This is a genomic window from Micromonospora sp. NBC_00421 (assembly GCF_036017915.1).
Lineage (GTDB): Bacteria > Actinomycetota > Actinomycetes > Mycobacteriales > Micromonosporaceae > Micromonospora.
Genome location: NZ_CP107929.1, coordinates 313,338 through 330,195, shown reverse-complemented (window position 1 = coordinate 330,195; position 16,858 = coordinate 313,338). Strand labels below are relative to the sequence as shown.

Genomic DNA, 16,858 nt, shown 5'->3' with positions numbered 1-16,858 from the left:
GATCAATGCCAGCGTCGCAGTGCACCCGGCAAGGAGACCGCCGAGGGCATGGAGGCGCGGGACAGCATGGGACACACGTGCACCCCGATTCCACTCCGGCCGACCGCCTGACCGCGCTCGGCCACCAACTCGTAGAGATCCACCTCTGGCTCCTCGACGAGCTCGACCAACTCCGGGCCGGCCTCGACGCCGGGCCGCCGGCCGACGCCGGTCCACCCGCAGGCTCGGGCCGGCTCGCAGACGGCCGGCTGCGTAACCTGCGTACCCACTGCCTGAGCTTCTGTGCGGCGCTGACCCGGCATCACACCGGCGAGGACGCCGGCGCGTTCCGGGTGCTCGCCGACGAGGCACCCGAGCTGCGGCCCGTGCTGGACAAGCTCAGCCGGGACCATCGCATGGTCGACTGGATCGTGCGCCGGATCGAGGCGCTGGTCGCCGATCCACCGGTCGACGACCCGGCAGCCCTCGACCGGGTACGCGTCGAACTGGACGGTCTCTCCGCTATCCTCGGCTCGCACTTCCGCTACGAGGAACGCACCCTCACCGCCGCCCTCGACGCGCTCGGCACCCGGGCCGGCAACACCGAGGAACTGCTCGGGGTGACCCCACCGCCGGACTGGTGACCCCACGGACAGCACCGGGACGGGCCGACGGCACGACAGGCGGGAGCACCGGGCCGGGCGGACAGCCCGAACGGGCGCGCGGCAGACTCCGGCCGGGAGAGCGGGCGGTGATTCTCCGGTTGGCAGAATCCGGGCGTACGGGATGGCCGGGACGGCCCTCGACGGCGAAGCTTGCCCGGTGACCGTCTTCTCACTCCAGGCCACCCCGACCGATGCGGCGAGCTGGATCGCGCTCGCCCGCCGGGCCGAGGCGGCCGGCTTCGACGCCCTGCTCGCCGCCGACCACCCGGGCGCCGTGACGTCCCCGTTCGTCGCGCTCGCCGCCGCCGCGCCGGTGACCACCACGATCGGGCTCGGCTCGTACGTGTCGAACCTGGGCGTCCGGGAACCGATCCTGCTCGCCGCCGACGTGTCCACCCTCGACCTGCTCTCCGGTGGCCGGGCCCGGCTCGGCGTCGGCGCCGGGCAGACCCCGGCCGAGTGGGCCGCCGTCGGCCGGGTACGCCCCGACGTGGCCGGCCGGGTACGCCGCTGCGTGGCCGTCGCCGAGGCGGTCCGCGCCCTGCTCGACGGCTCCCCGGTGACCGTCGACTCCCCCGACCTGGTCGCCCGGGAGGCCCGGCTGACCTCGCCCCGACCCGTGCAGGACCGCATCCCGCTGACCATGGGGACCGCCAACTCGACGCTGCTGCGCTGGGCCGGCGCGCACGCCGACGTGGTCGGGTTGACCGGCTTCGGGCGTACCCTCGCCGACGGTCACCGGCACGAGGCGCGCTGGCGGACCGACCAGATCGAGGCCCAGCTCGCGCACGTCGCCGCCGGCGCGGTCGGCCGGGACACCCCGCCCGCGCTGGAGGCGCTGGTGCAGACGGTGGTGGTCACCGACGACGCCGGGGCCGCCGCCGCCGAGCAGGCCGACCGGGTGGGCCTGACCGTCGCCGAGCTGCTGGCCACCCCGTTCGTGTTGATCGGCACGGTGGACGAGATCGTCGCGGCGGTCGCGGCACACCGGCGCCGCTGGGGCGTCACCCGCTTCGTGGTACGCCGTGACGCCCTCGACCCGCTCACCCCGGTCCTGACCCGCCTGCTGCGGTGATGCCCTGGTAGAAGCGGATCTTCTCGCGCAGGTGGTCGTACTGCCGTTGGAGCAGCGTCAACTGTTCCTCGACCCGGGCGGCGTGCTGTTCCAGCAGCTCCTGCCGCGCGCCGATGGTGTGCTCCCCCGCGCGGGACAGCTCGGCGTAGCGGCACATCTCGGCGATCGGCATACCGGTGTCGCGCAGGCAGCGGTAGACCAGCAGCCAGCTCAGGTCCTCGTCGGTGAAGACCCGACGGCCACCCGAGGTGCGTCCGATGCCGCTGAGCAGGCCGATCTTCTCGTAATAGCGCAGGGTGTCGAGGCTGAACCCGCTGCGCCGGGCAGCCTCCGAGGGCGGATACATGACCCGGATCCTAAGGCTTGACCTGGAGCGCACTCCAGGTTGAAGACTTGTCGGCATGACGATCACACGGACTCTGGGCCGCAGCGGAATCGAGGTCGGCGCGATCGGCATGGGGTGCTGGGCGATCGGCGGCCCGCTGTGGGGCGACGACGGCCAGCCGTTCGGTTGGGGCGAGGTGGACGACGACGAGTCGGTCGCCACCATCCACCACGCCCTAGACCTGGGTGTCACCCTCTTCGACACGGCGAGCAACTACGGTGCCGGGCACAGCGAGCGGGTGCTGGGCCGGGCGCTGGCCGGCCGGCGGGACCGGGCGGTGATCACCACCAAGTTCGGCAACCGTTCCGACGAGGCGACCCGGCGGGCGCTCGGCGTCGACGCCAGCCCGGCATACGCGGTGGCCAGCCTGGAGGGGTCGCTGCGCCGGCTCGGCACCGACCATGTCGACCTCTACCTGCTGCACCTCAACGACCTGCCGGCGTCCGCCGCTCTCGACCTGGTCGACACCCTGGAGGGCCTGGTCACCCAGGGCAAGATCCGCGGGTACGGCTGGAGCACCGACAACCCGGAGTCGGCGCGGGTGTTCGCCGACGCCGGGCCGCACTGCATCGCGGTCGAACACGACGAGTCGGTGCTGAACGACAATCCGGAGCTGCTCTCGGTCTGCGACGCGTTCGACCTGGCCAGCCTCAACCGGGGGCCGCTGGCGATGGGCCTGCTCACCGGGGCCACCCGCACGGTGGGCGCGGACGACGTGCGGGGGCGGGCACCGGAGTGGCTGGTCTGGTTCCGCGACGGTCGGCCCACCCCCGAGTGGTCAACCCGGGTGGAGGCGATCCGGGCGGCGTTGACCTCGGACGGCCGTACCCTCACCCAGGGGGCGTTGGGCTGGTTGCTGGCCCGCAGCCCCCGGACGCTGCCGATCCCCGGTTGCCGGACGGTGGCGCAGGCGCGGGAGAACTTCGCCACCCTCGCCCTCGGCCCGCTGCCGGCGGACGCGTTCGCCGAGGTGGAGCGGCTCCTCGCCGACCTGCGTCCGGTCCCCGCCGGCTGAGTCGGCCCGCGTCGGCGCATCCGGATCCGTCCGCGTGCCCGAAGATGGGGGTATGCGGATCCTGATGGCCGGTGCGTCCGGCTTCCTCGGCACCCGGTTGGTCGACCGCCTCACCGGCGACGGGCACCAGGTCACCCGGCTGGTCCGGCGGCCGCCGCGCACCCCCGACGAACGGCGGTGGGACCCGGCCGCCGGGCAGCTCGACCCGGCCGTGGTGGCCGGGGCCGACACGGTGGTCAACCTGGCCGGGGCCGGGGTCGGCGACAAGCGGTGGACCGACGACTACCGCAGGGTGATCCGGTCCAGCCGGGTGGACAGCACCACCACGCTGGCCGTCACCATCGCCGGGTTGCCGGCGGCCGACCGGCCCGGGGTGCTGCTGAACTCCTCGGCGGTCGGTTGGTACGGCGACACCGGCGACCGGGTGGTCGAGGAGGACGCCCCGGCGGGTGAGGGGTTCCTCGCCGACGTGTGCCGGGTCTGGGAGGCGGCGACCCGCCCCGCCGAGGACGCCGGGGTACGGGTGGTGCGGCTGCGGACCGGTCTGCCGCTGCACCGCGACGGCGGGTTGCTCAAACCGCAGTTGCTGCCGTTCAAGCTGGGCATCGCCGGCAGACTGGGCAGCGGGCGGCAGTGGCTACCGTGGATCTCGCTGCGGGACTGGCTGGACGCCACGGTGTTCCTGCTGACCGCCGGGGAGGTCGCCGGCCCGGTCAACGTCGTCGGCCCGAACCCGGTCACCAACGCCGAGTTCACCCGGGAACTGGCCCGCCAGCTGCACCGCCCGGCGATCGTCCCGATCCCGGCGCTCGCCCTGAAGGTCGCCCTGGGCGGCTTCGCCCAGGAGGCCCTGACCAGCACCCGGGTCCTCCCCGCCGTGCTCACCCGGACCGGCTTCGGGTGGACCCTCCCGGCGCTCCCCGCCGCCCTGCACGCCGCCCTCACCGACTGAGCAGGTGGGTGGCGGGGGTGCGCCCCCGCGCCTACTGGCCGGTCGGCTGCTCAGCAGCCGACCACCCAGTTGGCGGGGGCGGTCTGCTTCAGGGTGCTGGTGTAGAAGGTGTTGTAGAGGCCCATCCGCTGGTTGCTGCCCAGGGCGTAGGCGTAGCCACCGGACTGGTAGGCGCGGCCGGCGACCACGTGGGCGTAGTTGCTGGCGGTGACACAGGTGGGCGCGGGCGTCGCGGTGGAGGTCGGGCTCGCGGTGGGCGGGGTGGTCAGGGTGGGGCTCGGCGTGGGGGTGGTGCCGCCGTCGAGGCCGAAGAACCGGGCGTCACGGTACGTCGAGCAGATGGTGTCCAGGAAGTACGAGGTCGCGGTGCCGCACTGGTCGGTGCCGGCTCCCGGGTCGACCGGGGTGCCGTGGCCCATCCCGGCGACCCGGTACAGCCGGACGGCGTCGTCGCCGTACACCTCCAGGCTGGTGCCGGCGGGCAGCGACGAGGTGCTGGTCGGGGTCTGCGACACGCCGAGCACGTCGGTCCACTGGTCGCGTGACTCGACGGCGTTGGCCGGCACGACGGTGCTGTCCGAGGTGCCGTGCCAGATCGCCACCCGGGGCCGCCGGCCGGTGTAGCCGGAGTAGGCGGCCCGGACCAGGTCACCCCAGGCCGCCGGGGTCCGGTCCACCCCGCTGTACTGGCAGACGCTCGTCGACGCCGGCGGCGAGCAGCGGTACGGCAGTCCGGCGATCACCGAGCCGGCGGCGAACACCTCGGGGTAGGTGGCGAGCATGACCGCGCTCATCGCCCCGCCGGCCGACAGCCCGCTGACGAAGACCCGACTGCCGTCGAGCCCGTAGGTCGAGGTGGCGTGGGAGACCATCTGGCGGATCGACAGGGCCTCGCCCTGCCCTCGGGTGACGTCCCCCTCGGTGAACCAGTTGAAGCAGGTCAGGGCCTGGTTGGCGGTGGACTGCTGGGGCACGATCAGGGCGAACTTCCACAGGTCGGCGTACTTCTGCCAGCCGGAGTCGGCGACGTAGCCGGCGGCGTTCTGGGTGCAGCCGTGCAGCAGCACCACGGCCGGCGCGCCGGCCGGCAGGCCGTCCGGGCGGTACGCGTACATGGCCAGGTTGCCCGGGTTGCTGCCGAAGCCGGTGACCTGGGTCAGGGTCGCGGCCTGGGCGGGTGCCGCCGCGGTGACCAGGGCGGTCGCGGCGAGCACGGTCGCGGCGAACGCTCCGGCGAGCCGGGTGAGCGGGGAGGAACGGCGACGCATGACGGCCTCCTGTCGACAATGTGGACCGGGTCACCCCGAATGGCCGCGACGTTACGTCCGTGTTGCGAAGTGGCGACATGGCCGCCGTTCACACATTTGTCCTCGCCGATGTAGCGGTCGCCCGGGCGGTTCCCGCCCGGCGTCGGGGTCGCGGGTCCGGCCGGTGGGTCCAGTTCCGGTTGGTAACGTCCGCTCCGTGCCGACCTCCCCGACCCTGGCCGCCGACCAGCCACCCACCGCCGTGCCGGGCACCGGCCGGGGGCGACGGGCCGACCTGATCGTGGTGATCGTCGCGGTGGCGCTGGCGGTCTGGGTCACCAGCGGGCTGTGGCGCGACCCCAACCAGCGGGCGATCACCGTGAACTCCAGCGACCAGGCGCTCTTCGAGTGGCTGCTCGCCTTCGGCGGACACGCGGTCACCCACGGGGAGAACCCGCTCTTCACCCACCTGCTCAACGTGCCGGACGGGGTGAACCTCGCCGTCAACACCTCGATCACCGTGTACGCGGTGGTCTTCGCGCCGTTGACGTACCTGATCGGACCGCCGGCGACGTTCCTGGTGATCATCACCCTCAACCTGGCCGCCACCGCGCTGGCCTGGTACTGGCTGCTCTCCCGGCACCTGGTCGGCAGCCGGCTCGCGGCGGGCGTCGGGGCGCTGTTCGTCGCCTTCTCCCCCGGCATGGTCGCGCACGCCAACGCCCATTTGAACTGGACCGCCGGCTGGCTCGTGCCGCTGCTGGTGGCGGCGGTGTTCGCACTACGCCGACCCGGGCGCTGGTGGCGGGGCGGGCTGGTGCTCGGTGTGCTGGTCGCGGTGGCCTTCTCGATCGCCGCCGAGGGGCTGTTCTTCACCGCCCTGGCGATCGCCGTCTTCCTCGGCGTCTGGGCGGTGCACCCGGCCCGCCGGGCGCAGGCCCGCGCCGCGCTGCCGGACTTCCTGCGCGGGCTGGCGGTGACCGCGCTGGTCGCCGGGGTGCTGCTGGCGTACCCGCTGTGGCTGCACTTCGCCGGGCCGCAGCGTTTCCACGGCACCGGCTTCGACCCGGTCATCCATTCGGAGGACATCGCCGCGTTCGGGGCGTACCCGGGCCGGTCGCTGGCCGGGGCCGCCGGGCTGGACACCTCGCTGGCGCCCAACCCGACCGAGGAGAACAGCTTCTTCGGGCTGCCGCTGCTGCTGCTCACCGTGGCCTGCTTCGGACTGCTGTGGCGACGGGCCAGTCCCGGCCGGCGGGCCACGCTGACCGCGCTCGGGGTCACCGCGGTGGTCTTCGCGGTGCTCTCCTGGGGGCCGCTGGCGCAGTGGAACGGGCGACGTACCGGGCAACTGCTGCCCTTCGGGGTGCTGGACAACCTGCCGGTGGTCAACGCCGCCCTGCCGTCCCGGCTGGCCCTGGTCGTCGCCCCGGTGATCGGGGTGCTGCTGGCGTACACCGTGGACCGGTTGCGGGCGAGGCCGCCGGGCCGGACGGCGGCCTCGATGTGGGCTGTGGGTTTCGCGGCGGCGTTGCTGCCGCTGCTGCCCACCCCGCTGCTGACCAGCGTCCGCCCGCCGGTGCCGGAGTTCGTCACCGCCGGCACCTGGCGGCAGTACGTCTCACCCGGCGGGGTGCTCACCCCGATCCCGCTGACCCTCGACGTCACCCCCGACGGCCAGCGCTGGCAGGCGTACGCGCTGGCGCACCGGCAGGGTGAGTTCCGGCTGCCCGCCGGCTTCTTCCTCGGCCCCGGCGGCCCGGACGGGCGGGGTCGGATCGGCCCGCCGCCGCGCACCTTCGACACCCTGATGGACCAGGCCGGCCGGACCGGGCTGGTGCCGATCGTCACCGAGGGCAGCATCCGCCTCTCCCGGGCCGACCTCCGCTACTGGGGGGTCGAGGCGGTCGTGCTCCCGGACGAGGTGCACGGGGCCAAGTACGACCTCGACGAGGACGCCCTGCGCCGCACCGCCACCGCGCTGCTCGGCGAGCCACGCCGGGTGGACGACGTCTGGCTCTGGACCTTCCCCGCCGGCTGACCGTCCCCGCCGGCCGGCCCTTCCCCGCCCGCTGGCCGTCCTGCCCCCTGGCCGACGCGACGAGGCTCACGGGTCGGGTCACGGGCGGGCGGGGCTAGGGTGGTGGGGTGAGCGTGACGACTTCCGGGGTGACCGCCGTCCGGGCCGGTGTGGTCGACTACCCGGCCGCATGGGACGAGCAGCGACGGCTGCACGCGGAGGTGGTGGCCGGCGAGCGTGGCGACACCGTGCTGCTGCTGGAGCACCCGAGCGTCTACACCGCCGGCAAGCGCACCGAGCCGTGGGACCGGCCGATGGACGGCACGCCGGTGGTCGACGTGGACCGGGGCGGCAAGATCACCTGGCACGGTCCGGGGCAGCTCGTCGGCTACCCGATCGTCCGGCTGCCCGACCCGGTGGACGTGGTCGCCTACGTCCGCCGCACCGAGCAACTGCTGATCGACGTCTGCGCCGAGTTCGGGCTGACCGCCGGCCGGGTCGAGGGGCGCAGCGGGGTCTGGGTGCCCGATGACGACCGGGGCCCGGCCCGCAAGGTGGCAGCCATCGGCATCCGGGTCGCCCGTGGCGTCACCCAGCACGGCTTCGCGATCAACTGTGACTGCGACCTGTCGTACTACGACCGGATCGTGCCCTGCGGTATCGCCGACGCCGGCACCACCTCGCTCACCGCCGAGCTGGGCCGCCCGGTCCCGGTGGCCGACGTCCTCCCCGTGGTGGAGCGGCACCTGCCCACCCTGCTCGGCTGAGCCGGTGCGGATCGACCTCGTCACCCTCGTCGTCGCCGACTACGACCCGGCCATCGCGTTCTTCACCGGGATCCTCGGCTTCGAGCTGGTCGAGGACGCGCCGTCGCTGACCAACGACGGCCGCCCGAAGCGGTGGGTGGTGGTCCGCCCGCCCGGTGGGCAGACCGGCATCCTGCTGGCCCGCGCCGACGGCGAGCGGCAGGAGGCGGCGGTCGGTGACCAGGTGGCCGGCCGGGTCGGCTTCTTCCTCCAGGTCGACGACTTCGACGCCGTCCACCGGCGGATGGTCGACGCCGGCGTGGAGTTCGTGAAGCCGCCGCGCACCGAACCGTACGGTCGGGTGGCGGTGTTCCGGGACATCGCCGGCAACCGCTGGGACCTTCTCGGCACGGCCTGACCCAGCCGCCCCTGTTGCCCCTGTGGCCCCGTCGAGCCGTCGCAGATCCACCGCGACCGGCATCCGCCAGGCTGCTGCCCCCTCCCACCCCCGGCCGTACCGACTTCCCCACCGCTGACCGCGTGCCCCGGTCAGGCCGCTTGCCTGACCGGGGCATATGCGGGTGTCAGGCCCGACGCCCGGTGGGCGACCAGGCAGGCCGGCACGGCAGGCGGCCGACCGCTTGCCAGCATCCTCGGCACGCCACCCCAGCCCGACCCAGCCAGCCCACCCAGCCCGGCCCGGCCCGGCCCGGCCCGAATCGACCAGGCCCAGCCCAGCTCGGCCAGGCCAGGCCCAGCCCGGTCGCGCGGAGGCTCGGCGGCTCAGGGGATCAGCCGGTGCAGGTCGCGTGGGAAGGCGGTCACCTCCCGGACGTTGGCCGCACCGACCAGCCGGGCCACGAACCGCTCCAGACCGATCGCGAAACCACCGTGCGGTGGCATCCCGTGCCGGAACGCGTCGACGTACCCGGCGTAGGGCCCGACCGGCTCGCCGCGTGCCGCGAGCGCCGACAGGTAGTCCTCGTGGCGGTGCAGCCGCTGCCCGCCGGTCACCAGCTCCACACCGCGAAAGAGCAGGTCGAAACCGTTCGAGTACGCCGGGCGGGCCGGGTCGGGATGGGTGTAGAACGGCCTCTTCGCCATCGGGTACCCGGTGACGAAGAGGAAGTCCGAGCCGTGTGTGGTGCGCGCCCACTCCCCCAGTCTCCGCTCGTGGGCGGGAGCCAGGTCCGGTTCGTCGGGGGGTGCGGCGGCGATCCGCAGGGCCTCGGTGAAGTGCACGGCCGGGATCTCGACCGGCACCCCGGGCAGGGGCAGGCCCAGGGTCGCCACCGCGCCACCGGCCCGCCGGGCCACCTCGGCGAGCATCACGGCGAGGGTGTCCCGCAGCACCGCCATCACGTCCCGGTGGTCGACGACGAAGCCCAACTCGACGTCGAGCGAGGTGTACTGCGCCAGGTGCCGGACGGTGTCGTGCGGTTCGGCCCGGAACACCGGCCCCACCTCGTAGACCCGCTCGAACACCCCCACCATCAGCTGCTTGTAGAACTGCGGCGACTGGGCCAGGTAGGCGGGCCGGCCGAACCAGTCCAGGGTGAAGACGTTCGCCCCGCTCTCGGTCGACGTGGCGACCACCTTGGGGGTGTGCACCTCCACGAAGTCGCGGGCGTCCAGGGCTGCCCGGAAGCCGGCCACCGCCGCCGCCGAGATCCGCAGCGCCGCCGAGCGGGTCGGGTGACGCAGCGCCACCGACGCATGGTCGAGCTGGGTGGGCAGGGTCGCGGTGAGCACCGGCCGGTACAGGTCGAACGGGGGCGGCACGGCGGGTGGGCCGAGTGGTCGTACCGTCGGGTGGGTCAGCTCGACCCCGGCGGGCGCGGTGCCGTTCGCGGTGGCCGTGCCGACCACCTCGACCACCGTCTCCTCGGGCAGGGCCGTCACGGCGGCCCGGACGGCCGGGTCGGTGACCACGACCTGGGTCAGGCCGGCGGCGTCCCGGACGATCAGGAAGGCCACCGACTTCAACAGCCGGCGGCGGTGCACCCAACCGGCGATCCGCACGGTCTCGCCGACACGGGTGGGCAGGTGGGAGGACAGGATGCGTTGCACGGCGTTACCTCCTCGATCGATCGCAACGCGATCCCCGGGAGGTGTGGGCGAGCGGGAACCTCGCGGTGCCACCACACCTTCGCCCCCGCCGAAGCCGGGGCCTCATTCGTCGCCTTTTCACCGGGGCCAGCCGGGCGGGCTCTACTGGGCGCGTGGACACGCCGTTCTTCCCGCGGCTCGGGAGGGTCTTCGCGCCCCGGCGTCAGACCGCCTTCCAGCAACCGGCGGCTCTCTGCACTGGCGGATCGGGGCGGTACTCGGCTCCGTCACAGCTCTGCCGGCACGCTAGCACCCGCCCCGGCGGCGTGTAACGCACTTTTTCGGCCCTCCGGTGTCCGGTGTCACAAGACCCGCGACGTGACGCCGGTCGCCCGACGTGCATCGATCGCCGCCGTCGGGCGTAGGCTCGTTTTTGTGACGATCGAGCACTCCGCGCCGACCAGCCAGCAGGCAACGCGCTCCGCGACGGTCGCCCCCGAGGGGCGACGGATGCTGCGGATCGAGGCGCGCAACGCCGAGACGCCGATCGAGCGCAAACCGCCGTGGATCAAGGTCAAGGCCAAGATGGGGCCGGAGTACACCGAGCTGCGCGGGCTGGTCTCCCGCGAGGGACTGCACACCGTCTGCCAGGAGGCCGGCTGTCCCAACATCTACGAGTGCTGGGAGGACCGGGAGGCCACCTTCCTCATCGGCGGCGACCAGTGCACCAGGCGCTGTGACTTCTGCCAGATCGACACCGGCAAGCCAGCCGAGTTCGACGCCGACGAGCCCCGCCGGGTCGCCGAGTCGGTCGCCACGATGGGGCTGCGCTACGCCACCATCACCGGTGTGGCCCGCGACGACCTGCCCGACGGCGGCGCGTGGTTGTACGCCGAGACCGTCCGGCAGATCCACGCCCTGCGCTCCGGTTGCGGCGTCGAGCTGCTGATCCCCGACTTCAACGCCGTCCCCGAGCAACTCGCCGAGGTGTTCGGCGCCCGGCCGGAGGTGCTGGCGCACAACGTCGAGACGGTGCCCCGGATCTTCAAGCGGATCCGGCCGGCGTTCCGCTACGAGCGCTCCCTGGACGTGATCCGGCAGGCCCGCGCCGACGGCCTGGTCACCAAGAGCAACCTGATCCTGGGCATGGGCGAGGAACGGGCCGAGGTCTCCCAGGCGCTGCGCGACCTGCACGAGGCCGGCTGCGAGCTGATCACCATCACCCAGTACCTGCGCCCCACCCCCCGGCACCACCCGGTGACCCGCTGGGTCAAGCCGGAGGAGTTCGTCGAGCTGCGCGAGGAGGCCGAGGAGATCGGCTTCGCCGGGGTGATGAGCGGGCCGCTGGTGCGCTCGTCGTACCGCGCGGGGCGGCTCTACCAGCAGGCCCTGACGGCCCGTCAGGACGCCACGGTCACGGTCGGCTGACCCCCGGACGCCACCGGGCCACGCCCCAGGATTCCACCGGCCACGGCGGCGACCGCCGGGCATTCGAGTGTGTCGATCTTCCCAGACGTCGGCGACGCCCGCAAGGGGCAGCCAACCGATGATCCGGGTCGACCCGTGGGCACTCCCCGAGCAGGGCGAGATCGTGTTAGATTCCGCCAGCCCCGACCCTCAAATCATCGATGGTGGTGTCTTTAATGGCGCAGCCGCACACGGTTGTTATCGGCGCCGGCCCGGCCGGCCTGACCGCCGCGTACGAGTTGACCCGTAGACACGCCCCGGTGGAGGTCGTCGAGGCCGACGACGTGGTCGGCGGGATCAGCCGCACCGTGGAGCGGGAGGGCTGGCGGTTCGACATCGGCGGGCACCGGTTCTTCACGAAGGTGTCCCGGGTCGAGGCGTTCTGGCACGAGTTGCTCTCCGACGACGACTTCCTGCTGCGCCCCCGGATGAGCCGGATCCACTACCAGGGACGGCTGTTCGACTATCCGCTGCGGGCCGGCAACGCCCTGAAGAACCTGGGGGTGCTGGAGGCGTCCCGGTGTGTCGGGTCGTACCTGTGGGCGCGGGTGCGTCCGCCGGCCGACCAGACCCACTTCGAGGGCTGGGTGTCGGCCCGGTTCGGGGCCCGGCTGTACCGGATGTTGTTCAAGACGTACACCGAGAAGGTGTGGGGCATTCCCGCGACGGAGCTGCAGGCGGACTGGGCGGCCCAGCGGATCCGCAACCTCTCCCTCGGTGCGGCGATCCGCGGTGCGCTGCTGCCCAAGCGGGGCGGCAACGACGTGACCAGCCTGATCGAGGAGTTCCGTTACCCCCGGCTCGGCCCGGGGATGATGTGGGAGCGCTGCGCCGAACTGGTGGTCAAGGCCGGCGGGACGGTCGATCTGGAGACTGCGGTACGCACCGTCCACCGTGCGGACGACCGGGCGGTCGCGGTGACCGTCGACGGCCCGGCCGGTGAGCGACGGATCGCCGCCGACCACGTGGTGTCCAGCATGCCGATCTCGGCCCTGGTCCGGGCGATGGACCCGCCCGCCCCGGCGGCGGTGCGCGACGCCGCCGACCTGCTGCGGTACCGGGACTTCCTGACCGTGGCGCTGGTGGTGCCCGCCGAGGCCAGCTTCCCCGACAACTGGATCTACGTACACACCCCGGGGGTGAAGGTCGGCCGGATCCAGAACTTCGGCGCCTGGTCGCCGGAGATGGTCCGTGACGGCGGCACCTGCCTCGGCCTGGAGTATTTCGTCAACGAGGGTGACGAGCTGTGGTCGACCCCCGACCCGGAGCTGGTCGCCTTCGGCACCGCCGAGCTGGAGCGGCTCGGCCTGGTCAGCCCCGGCTCGGTCACCACCGGGTACGTGGTGCGGATGCCGAAGGCCTACCCGGTCTACGACGAGGGCTACGGCGAGGCCGTCGAGGTGATCCGCCGCTGGCTGGCCGAGGCCGTACCGAACGTGCACCCGGTGGGTCGCAACGGCATGCACCGGTACAACAACCAGGACCACTCGATGCTCACCGCGATGCTGACGGCGGAGAACATCCTCGACGGCACCGACCACGACGTCTGGTCGGTCAACGTCGAGGAGGACTACCACGAGGAGGGCGGCACCGAGAGCACCGGCTCCGCTCGCAGCGGCACCGGTGAGAGCGGCACCGGTCGCGCCGCCCCGGTGGTGCCCCGCCCGCGCACCGCACCACCGGCCGGGGACCGCTCGCCCACCGGCTGACCGCCGCCCGGGGGGTGCTGCCGACCGCACCACCGGCCGGGGATCATCCGTCCCGGCGGGGAGCACTAGACTCGGCGGCATGGCAAAGCCCCAGGAGAAGGTCTCGTTCGGCCAGCGGCTGAAGCAGATCGGGATGGTGTTCAAGTTCACCGCCAAGCAGGACAGGTGGTTCGCGCCACTGGCCGCCGGGGCGGTGCTGATCCCGCTCGCGCTCACCGTGGTCGCGGTGATCCTCTGGGGCTGGCTGTGGTTGCCGATCGGCATCCTGTTCGCCCTGCTCGCCGTGCTGATCGTGCTCAACCTGCGGTCCAACAAGGCGATGATGAACGCCGCCGAGGGGCAGCCCGGCGCGGCGGCGCAGATCATGGAGAGCATGCGTGGCGACTGGCGGGTCACTCCGGCGGTCAGCTCCACCACCCAGATGGACATGGTGCACCTGGTGATCGGCCGGCCCGGCGTGATCCTGCTCGCCGAGGGCAACCCGCAGCGGGTCCGGGGCCTGCTGGGCCAGGAGAAGCGCCGGCTGGCCAAGGTGATCGGCTCCGCGCCGCTGCACGACTACGTGATCGGCCAGGGCGAGGGTGAGCTGCCGATCCGCAAGCTGCGGATGACCCTGATGCGGCTGCCGCGCACCCTGAACGGCAAGGACGTCAACTCGCTCGACAAGCGGCTCAAGGCGCTCACCGCCCGCCCGCAGATGCCCAAGGGCGCGATCCCGAAGAACATGCGGCCCCCGGGCCGCGCGTTCCGCCAGACGCGGGGCCGCTGACCCTACCGCCGGACGCGGCACCCCTACGCCGCTCGGCCTCGGAGGCCCGCGCCGTCCCACGGCCGGCCACTCGCCCTCCGCGCCTACACCTCCGCGCCCCTGCCCACCCGCGCCTGCCGCGTGATCCCGCCGCGGAAGAGATCAACCACGTCATGGCCGCGCTCGATCGTTGCTGTAGTGGCATCCGACTTCCGCGAGACCACTACAACAAGGACAAACCGTTGCGTTAACGCCGTGGGCGGCTGGTCAACCCGGGACAGGAAGTGCCCGATCGGGGAGCGGGGTGGGCCCGCTCGGCGATCATGGAGTGGTGGTGCCGACTTTGGGGGTTCTACGGGCGTTCTGTCACCCACCACAACTCCATGATCGGCGAGGCAGCGCTGGTTGACGAACAGCCGTTCCACCTAACGCAACGGTGTTGACAACAAGGATCGAGCGCGATCATGCAGCGGGGCGACGCGGGCATACGACGGACGACGCGGGCATACGACGGCGATGGGCGATGGGGGCATGCAACGGGCGACGGGCCGACGGGCGACGGGCGACGGGGCGACCGGGGCATCCGACGGGCCGATGCGGTCAGGGCGGCCGGGTGCGATCGCGCGGTGATCCGGCGCGAACAGGTGGTCCGGTGTGATCAGCCGGTGGTCCGGGGGGCGTCGGCGATGACCGCGCCGGTGAGGCGGTCGTGCAGGCCACGGCGCTGCTCATCCATGATCAGGGGTGGTACGACCAGGGCCAGCAGCAGGCCGCGCAGGAGCGCCCGGGGTATCCCCAGCCGACCGCCGTCGGACCAGTCGAGGCAGCGCAGCCGGGTGATCCACATGCCGGGGGTCTGGGCGAAGAGGCCGAGGAAGAAGCCGTACTCGACGACGAGCACCACCACCGGGGCCCAGCCGTCGCGGACCGGGTCGGCGAAGAAGTTTGACACCAGCAGGCAGAGCACCCAGTCGATCACCAGGGCCCCGAACCGTCGACCGAGGCTCGGCGGGGTGAAGGCGGGGTCGGCGGCGGGCGGCACCGGTGCCGCAGCGGGCGTACTCGTCACGACGGTCAAGGGTAGTCAGCATCGGCCCGACGCCGACCGGGGGCTGACCGGGCCGACCGGTCACCAGGTGGACGGGCAGGGCGTTCCAGCAGTTTATGCAAATTCGGTCTAATCACATCGAATGGCGATACAGTGCTCCAGCCGGTATCGTCCGAACGGACAACCGGGTGGGTACTGAGCGGCGCAGATGACGCTCCGCTAGCGGCGTAACACGGCAGAAACATTGGAGACACGGGCGAGCAACCCCACGGTCATAGCGTCGCCAGAGCCCAGCCACCGGAGTGGACGTGCCAGGAGGACGTGTGTTTGCCAATCCCGAGGAACTCCTGCGATACCTCAAGAACGAGGACGTAAAGTTCGTCGACGTACGTTTTTGTGACCTGCCCGGCGTGATGCAGCACTTCAATCTGCCGGTGGAGTCCTTCGACGACAGCGTCTTCACCGACGGTCTCGCGTTCGACGGTTCGTCGATCCGCGGTTTCCAGGCGATCCACGAGTCGGACATGCTCCTGCTCCCGGACGTCGCGACCGCCTTCATCGACCCGTTCCGCACGCAGAAGACCCTCGCGCTGAACTTCTTCATCCACGACCCGTTCACCCGGGAGGCCTACTCCCGGGACCCGCGCAACGTGGCCAAGAAGGCCGAGGCCTACCTCGCCGCCAGCGGCATCGCCGACACCGCGTACTTCGGTGCCGAGGCCGAGTTCTACATCTTCGACTCGATCCGCCACGAGACCTCAGCGCACCAGTCGTTCTACTACATCGACTCGGTCGAGGGCGCGTGGAACACCGGGCGTGAGGAGGTCGGCGGCAACCGCGGCTACAAGACCGCGTACAAGGGCGGTTACTTCCCGGTGCCGCCGGTGGACCACTACGCCGACCTGCGTGACTCGATCGTGCGTCGCCTGGTCGACGGTGGTTTCACCGTGGAGCGGTCGCACCACGAGGTCGGCACCGCCGGCCAGTCGGAGATCAACTACCGGTTCTCCACCCTGCTGCACGCCGGTGACCAGCTCCAGCTCTTCAAGTACATCGTGAAGAACGAGGCCTGGGCCAACGGCAAGACGGCCACCTTCATGCCGAAGCCGCTCTTCGGCGACAACGGCTCCGGCATGCACACCCACCAGAGCCTCTGGCTCAACGGCGAGCCGCTGTTCTACGACGAGACCGGCTACGCCGGCCTGTCGGACATGGCCCGCTGGTACATCGGTGGCCTGTTGCACCACGCCCCGTCGCTGCTGGCGTTCACCAACCCGACGGTCAACTCGTACCGTCGGCTGGTGCCCGGCTACGAGGCCCCGGTCAACCTGGTCTACTCGCAGCGCAACCGCTCCGCCTGCACCCGCATCCCGGTCACCGGCAGCAACGCCAAGGCCAAGCGGGTCGAGTTCCGGGTGCCGGACCCGTCCAGCAACCCGTACCTCGCCTTCTCGGCGATGATGATGGCCGGCCTGGACGGCATCAAGAGCAAGATGGAGCCGCCGGCCCCGATCGACAAGGACCTCTACGACCTCCCGCCGGAGGAGTGGGGCGACGTCAAGCAGGTGCCGGGCTCGCTGCCGGAGGTGCTCGACGCGCTCGAGGCCGACCACGACTACCTGCTCGACGGCGGCGTCTTCACGCCCGACCTGATCTCCACCTGGGTCGGCTGGAAGCGGGCCAACGAGGTCGACCCGGTGCGTCTGCGCCCGACCCCGCACGAGTTCGCCATGTACTTCGACTGCTGAGGTCT

At 72.2% G+C, this 16,858-nt stretch carries 15 protein-coding genes; 11 read left to right on the top strand and 4 right to left on the bottom strand.

The features are described from left to right. The first annotated feature begins 77 nt into the window (after positions 1 to 77). Positions 78 to 623: a hemerythrin domain-containing protein gene (locus tag OHQ87_RS01460; RefSeq protein ID WP_328344197.1), complete on the top strand. Its 546-nt coding sequence runs from the start codon at positions 78 to 80 to the stop codon at positions 621 to 623. 178 nt (positions 624 to 801) lie between these two features. Next, positions 802 to 1,719, top strand: coding sequence for an LLM class flavin-dependent oxidoreductase (locus OHQ87_RS01455; RefSeq protein WP_328344195.1), 918 nt, complete (start codon positions 802 to 804; stop codon positions 1,717 to 1,719). On the opposite strand, the gene OHQ87_RS01450 is transcribed toward OHQ87_RS01455, so the two are convergent. Further along, positions 1,688 to 2,065, bottom strand: coding sequence for a MerR family transcriptional regulator (locus OHQ87_RS01450; protein ID WP_328344193.1), 378 nt, complete (start codon positions 2,063 to 2,065; stop codon positions 1,688 to 1,690). The genes OHQ87_RS01455 and OHQ87_RS01450 overlap by 32 nt on opposite strands. A gap of 55 nt (positions 2,066 to 2,120) precedes the next feature. Here OHQ87_RS01450 and OHQ87_RS01445 point away from each other — a divergent pair, with 55 nt between their 5' ends. Next, the gene (locus OHQ87_RS01445; protein WP_328344191.1) at positions 2,121 to 3,119 is read left to right on the top strand and encodes an aldo/keto reductase; all 999 of its coding nucleotides are present in this window, start codon (positions 2,121 to 2,123) and stop codon (positions 3,117 to 3,119) included. 52 nt (positions 3,120 to 3,171) lie between these two features. After that, on the top strand, positions 3,172 to 4,071 hold the full coding sequence (locus OHQ87_RS01440) for a TIGR01777 family oxidoreductase (RefSeq protein WP_328344189.1): 900 nt from the start codon (positions 3,172 to 3,174) through the stop codon (positions 4,069 to 4,071). A 50-nt stretch (positions 4,072 to 4,121) separates the two neighbouring features. Here the strand turns inward: OHQ87_RS01440 and OHQ87_RS01435 are convergent, their stop codons facing one another. Then, on the bottom strand, positions 4,122 to 5,339 hold the full coding sequence (locus OHQ87_RS01435; protein ID WP_328344187.1) for an extracellular catalytic domain type 1 short-chain-length polyhydroxyalkanoate depolymerase: 1,218 nt from the start codon (positions 5,337 to 5,339) through the stop codon (positions 4,122 to 4,124). 196 nt (positions 5,340 to 5,535) lie between these two features. Between OHQ87_RS01435 and OHQ87_RS01430 the strand changes: the two genes are divergently transcribed. The 3 genes from OHQ87_RS01430 to OHQ87_RS01420 all read left to right on the top strand — a co-directional run bounded on the left by OHQ87_RS01430 (position 5,536) and on the right by OHQ87_RS01420 (position 8,502). Then, positions 5,536 to 7,359, top strand: coding sequence for a DUF2079 domain-containing protein (locus OHQ87_RS01430; RefSeq protein WP_328344185.1), 1,824 nt, complete (start codon positions 5,536 to 5,538; stop codon positions 7,357 to 7,359). A gap of 107 nt (positions 7,360 to 7,466) precedes the next feature. Beyond that, entirely contained in the window at positions 7,467 to 8,105 is a 639-nt protein-coding gene (gene lipB, locus OHQ87_RS01425; RefSeq protein ID WP_328344184.1) for a lipoyl(octanoyl) transferase LipB, read from the top strand. 4 nt (positions 8,106 to 8,109) lie between these two features. Next, a complete protein-coding gene (locus tag OHQ87_RS01420) occupies positions 8,110 to 8,502 on the top strand; it encodes a VOC family protein (protein WP_328344183.1) in 393 nt (130 codons plus the stop codon). A gap of 365 nt (positions 8,503 to 8,867) precedes the next feature. Here the strand turns inward: OHQ87_RS01420 and aspS are convergent, their stop codons facing one another. Continuing rightward, positions 8,868 to 10,154, bottom strand: coding sequence for an aspartate--tRNA(Asn) ligase (gene aspS / locus OHQ87_RS01415; protein WP_328344181.1), 1,287 nt, complete (start codon positions 10,152 to 10,154; stop codon positions 8,868 to 8,870). A 357-nt stretch (positions 10,155 to 10,511) separates the two neighbouring features. On the opposite strand from aspS, the gene lipA reads away from it, so the two are divergent. From lipA to OHQ87_RS01400, 3 genes are all read left to right on the top strand, one after another. Next, positions 10,512 to 11,561: a lipoyl synthase gene (gene lipA / locus OHQ87_RS01410; RefSeq protein ID WP_328344180.1), complete on the top strand. Its 1,050-nt coding sequence runs from the start codon at positions 10,512 to 10,514 to the stop codon at positions 11,559 to 11,561. Between the two features lie 215 nt (positions 11,562 to 11,776). Beyond that, a complete protein-coding gene (locus OHQ87_RS01405) occupies positions 11,777 to 13,309 on the top strand; it encodes an NAD(P)/FAD-dependent oxidoreductase (RefSeq protein ID WP_328344178.1) in 1,533 nt (510 codons plus the stop codon). Positions 13,310 to 13,388: 79 nt separating this feature from the next. Continuing rightward, the gene (locus tag OHQ87_RS01400; RefSeq protein WP_328344177.1) at positions 13,389 to 14,078 is read left to right on the top strand and encodes a DUF4191 domain-containing protein; all 690 of its coding nucleotides are present in this window, start codon (positions 13,389 to 13,391) and stop codon (positions 14,076 to 14,078) included. 637 nt (positions 14,079 to 14,715) lie between these two features. Here the strand turns inward: OHQ87_RS01400 and OHQ87_RS01395 are convergent. Continuing rightward, positions 14,716 to 15,126, bottom strand: a complete 411-nt coding sequence (locus OHQ87_RS01395; protein ID WP_442930644.1) for an RDD family protein — start codon at positions 15,124 to 15,126, stop codon at positions 14,716 to 14,718. A 302-nt stretch (positions 15,127 to 15,428) separates the two neighbouring features. Here OHQ87_RS01395 and glnA point away from each other — a divergent pair, with 302 nt between their 5' ends. Beyond that, a complete protein-coding gene (glnA, locus tag OHQ87_RS01390) occupies positions 15,429 to 16,853 on the top strand; it encodes a type I glutamate--ammonia ligase (RefSeq protein ID WP_328344175.1) in 1,425 nt (474 codons plus the stop codon). Positions 16,854 to 16,858 lie beyond the last annotated feature (5 nt).

Excerpts from the sequence above, each read along its gene's own strand:
- OHQ87_RS01450 (WP_328344193.1), bottom strand. The coding sequence starts at position 2,065 with ATGTATCCGCCCTCGGAGGCTGCCCGGCGCAGCGGGTTCAGCCTCGAC.
- OHQ87_RS01445 (WP_328344191.1), top strand. The coding sequence starts at position 2,121 with ATGACGATCACACGGACTCTGGGCCGCAGCGGAATCGAGGTCGGCGCG.
- OHQ87_RS01440 (WP_328344189.1), top strand. The coding sequence starts at position 3,172 with ATGCGGATCCTGATGGCCGGTGCGTCCGGCTTCCTCGGCACCCGGTTG.
- OHQ87_RS01435 (WP_328344187.1), bottom strand. The coding sequence starts at position 5,339 with ATGCGTCGCCGTTCCTCCCCGCTCACCCGGCTCGCCGGAGCGTTCGCC.
- OHQ87_RS01405 (WP_328344178.1), top strand. The coding sequence starts at position 11,777 with ATGGCGCAGCCGCACACGGTTGTTATCGGCGCCGGCCCGGCCGGCCTG.
- OHQ87_RS01400 (WP_328344177.1), top strand. The coding sequence starts at position 13,389 with ATGGCAAAGCCCCAGGAGAAGGTCTCGTTCGGCCAGCGGCTGAAGCAG.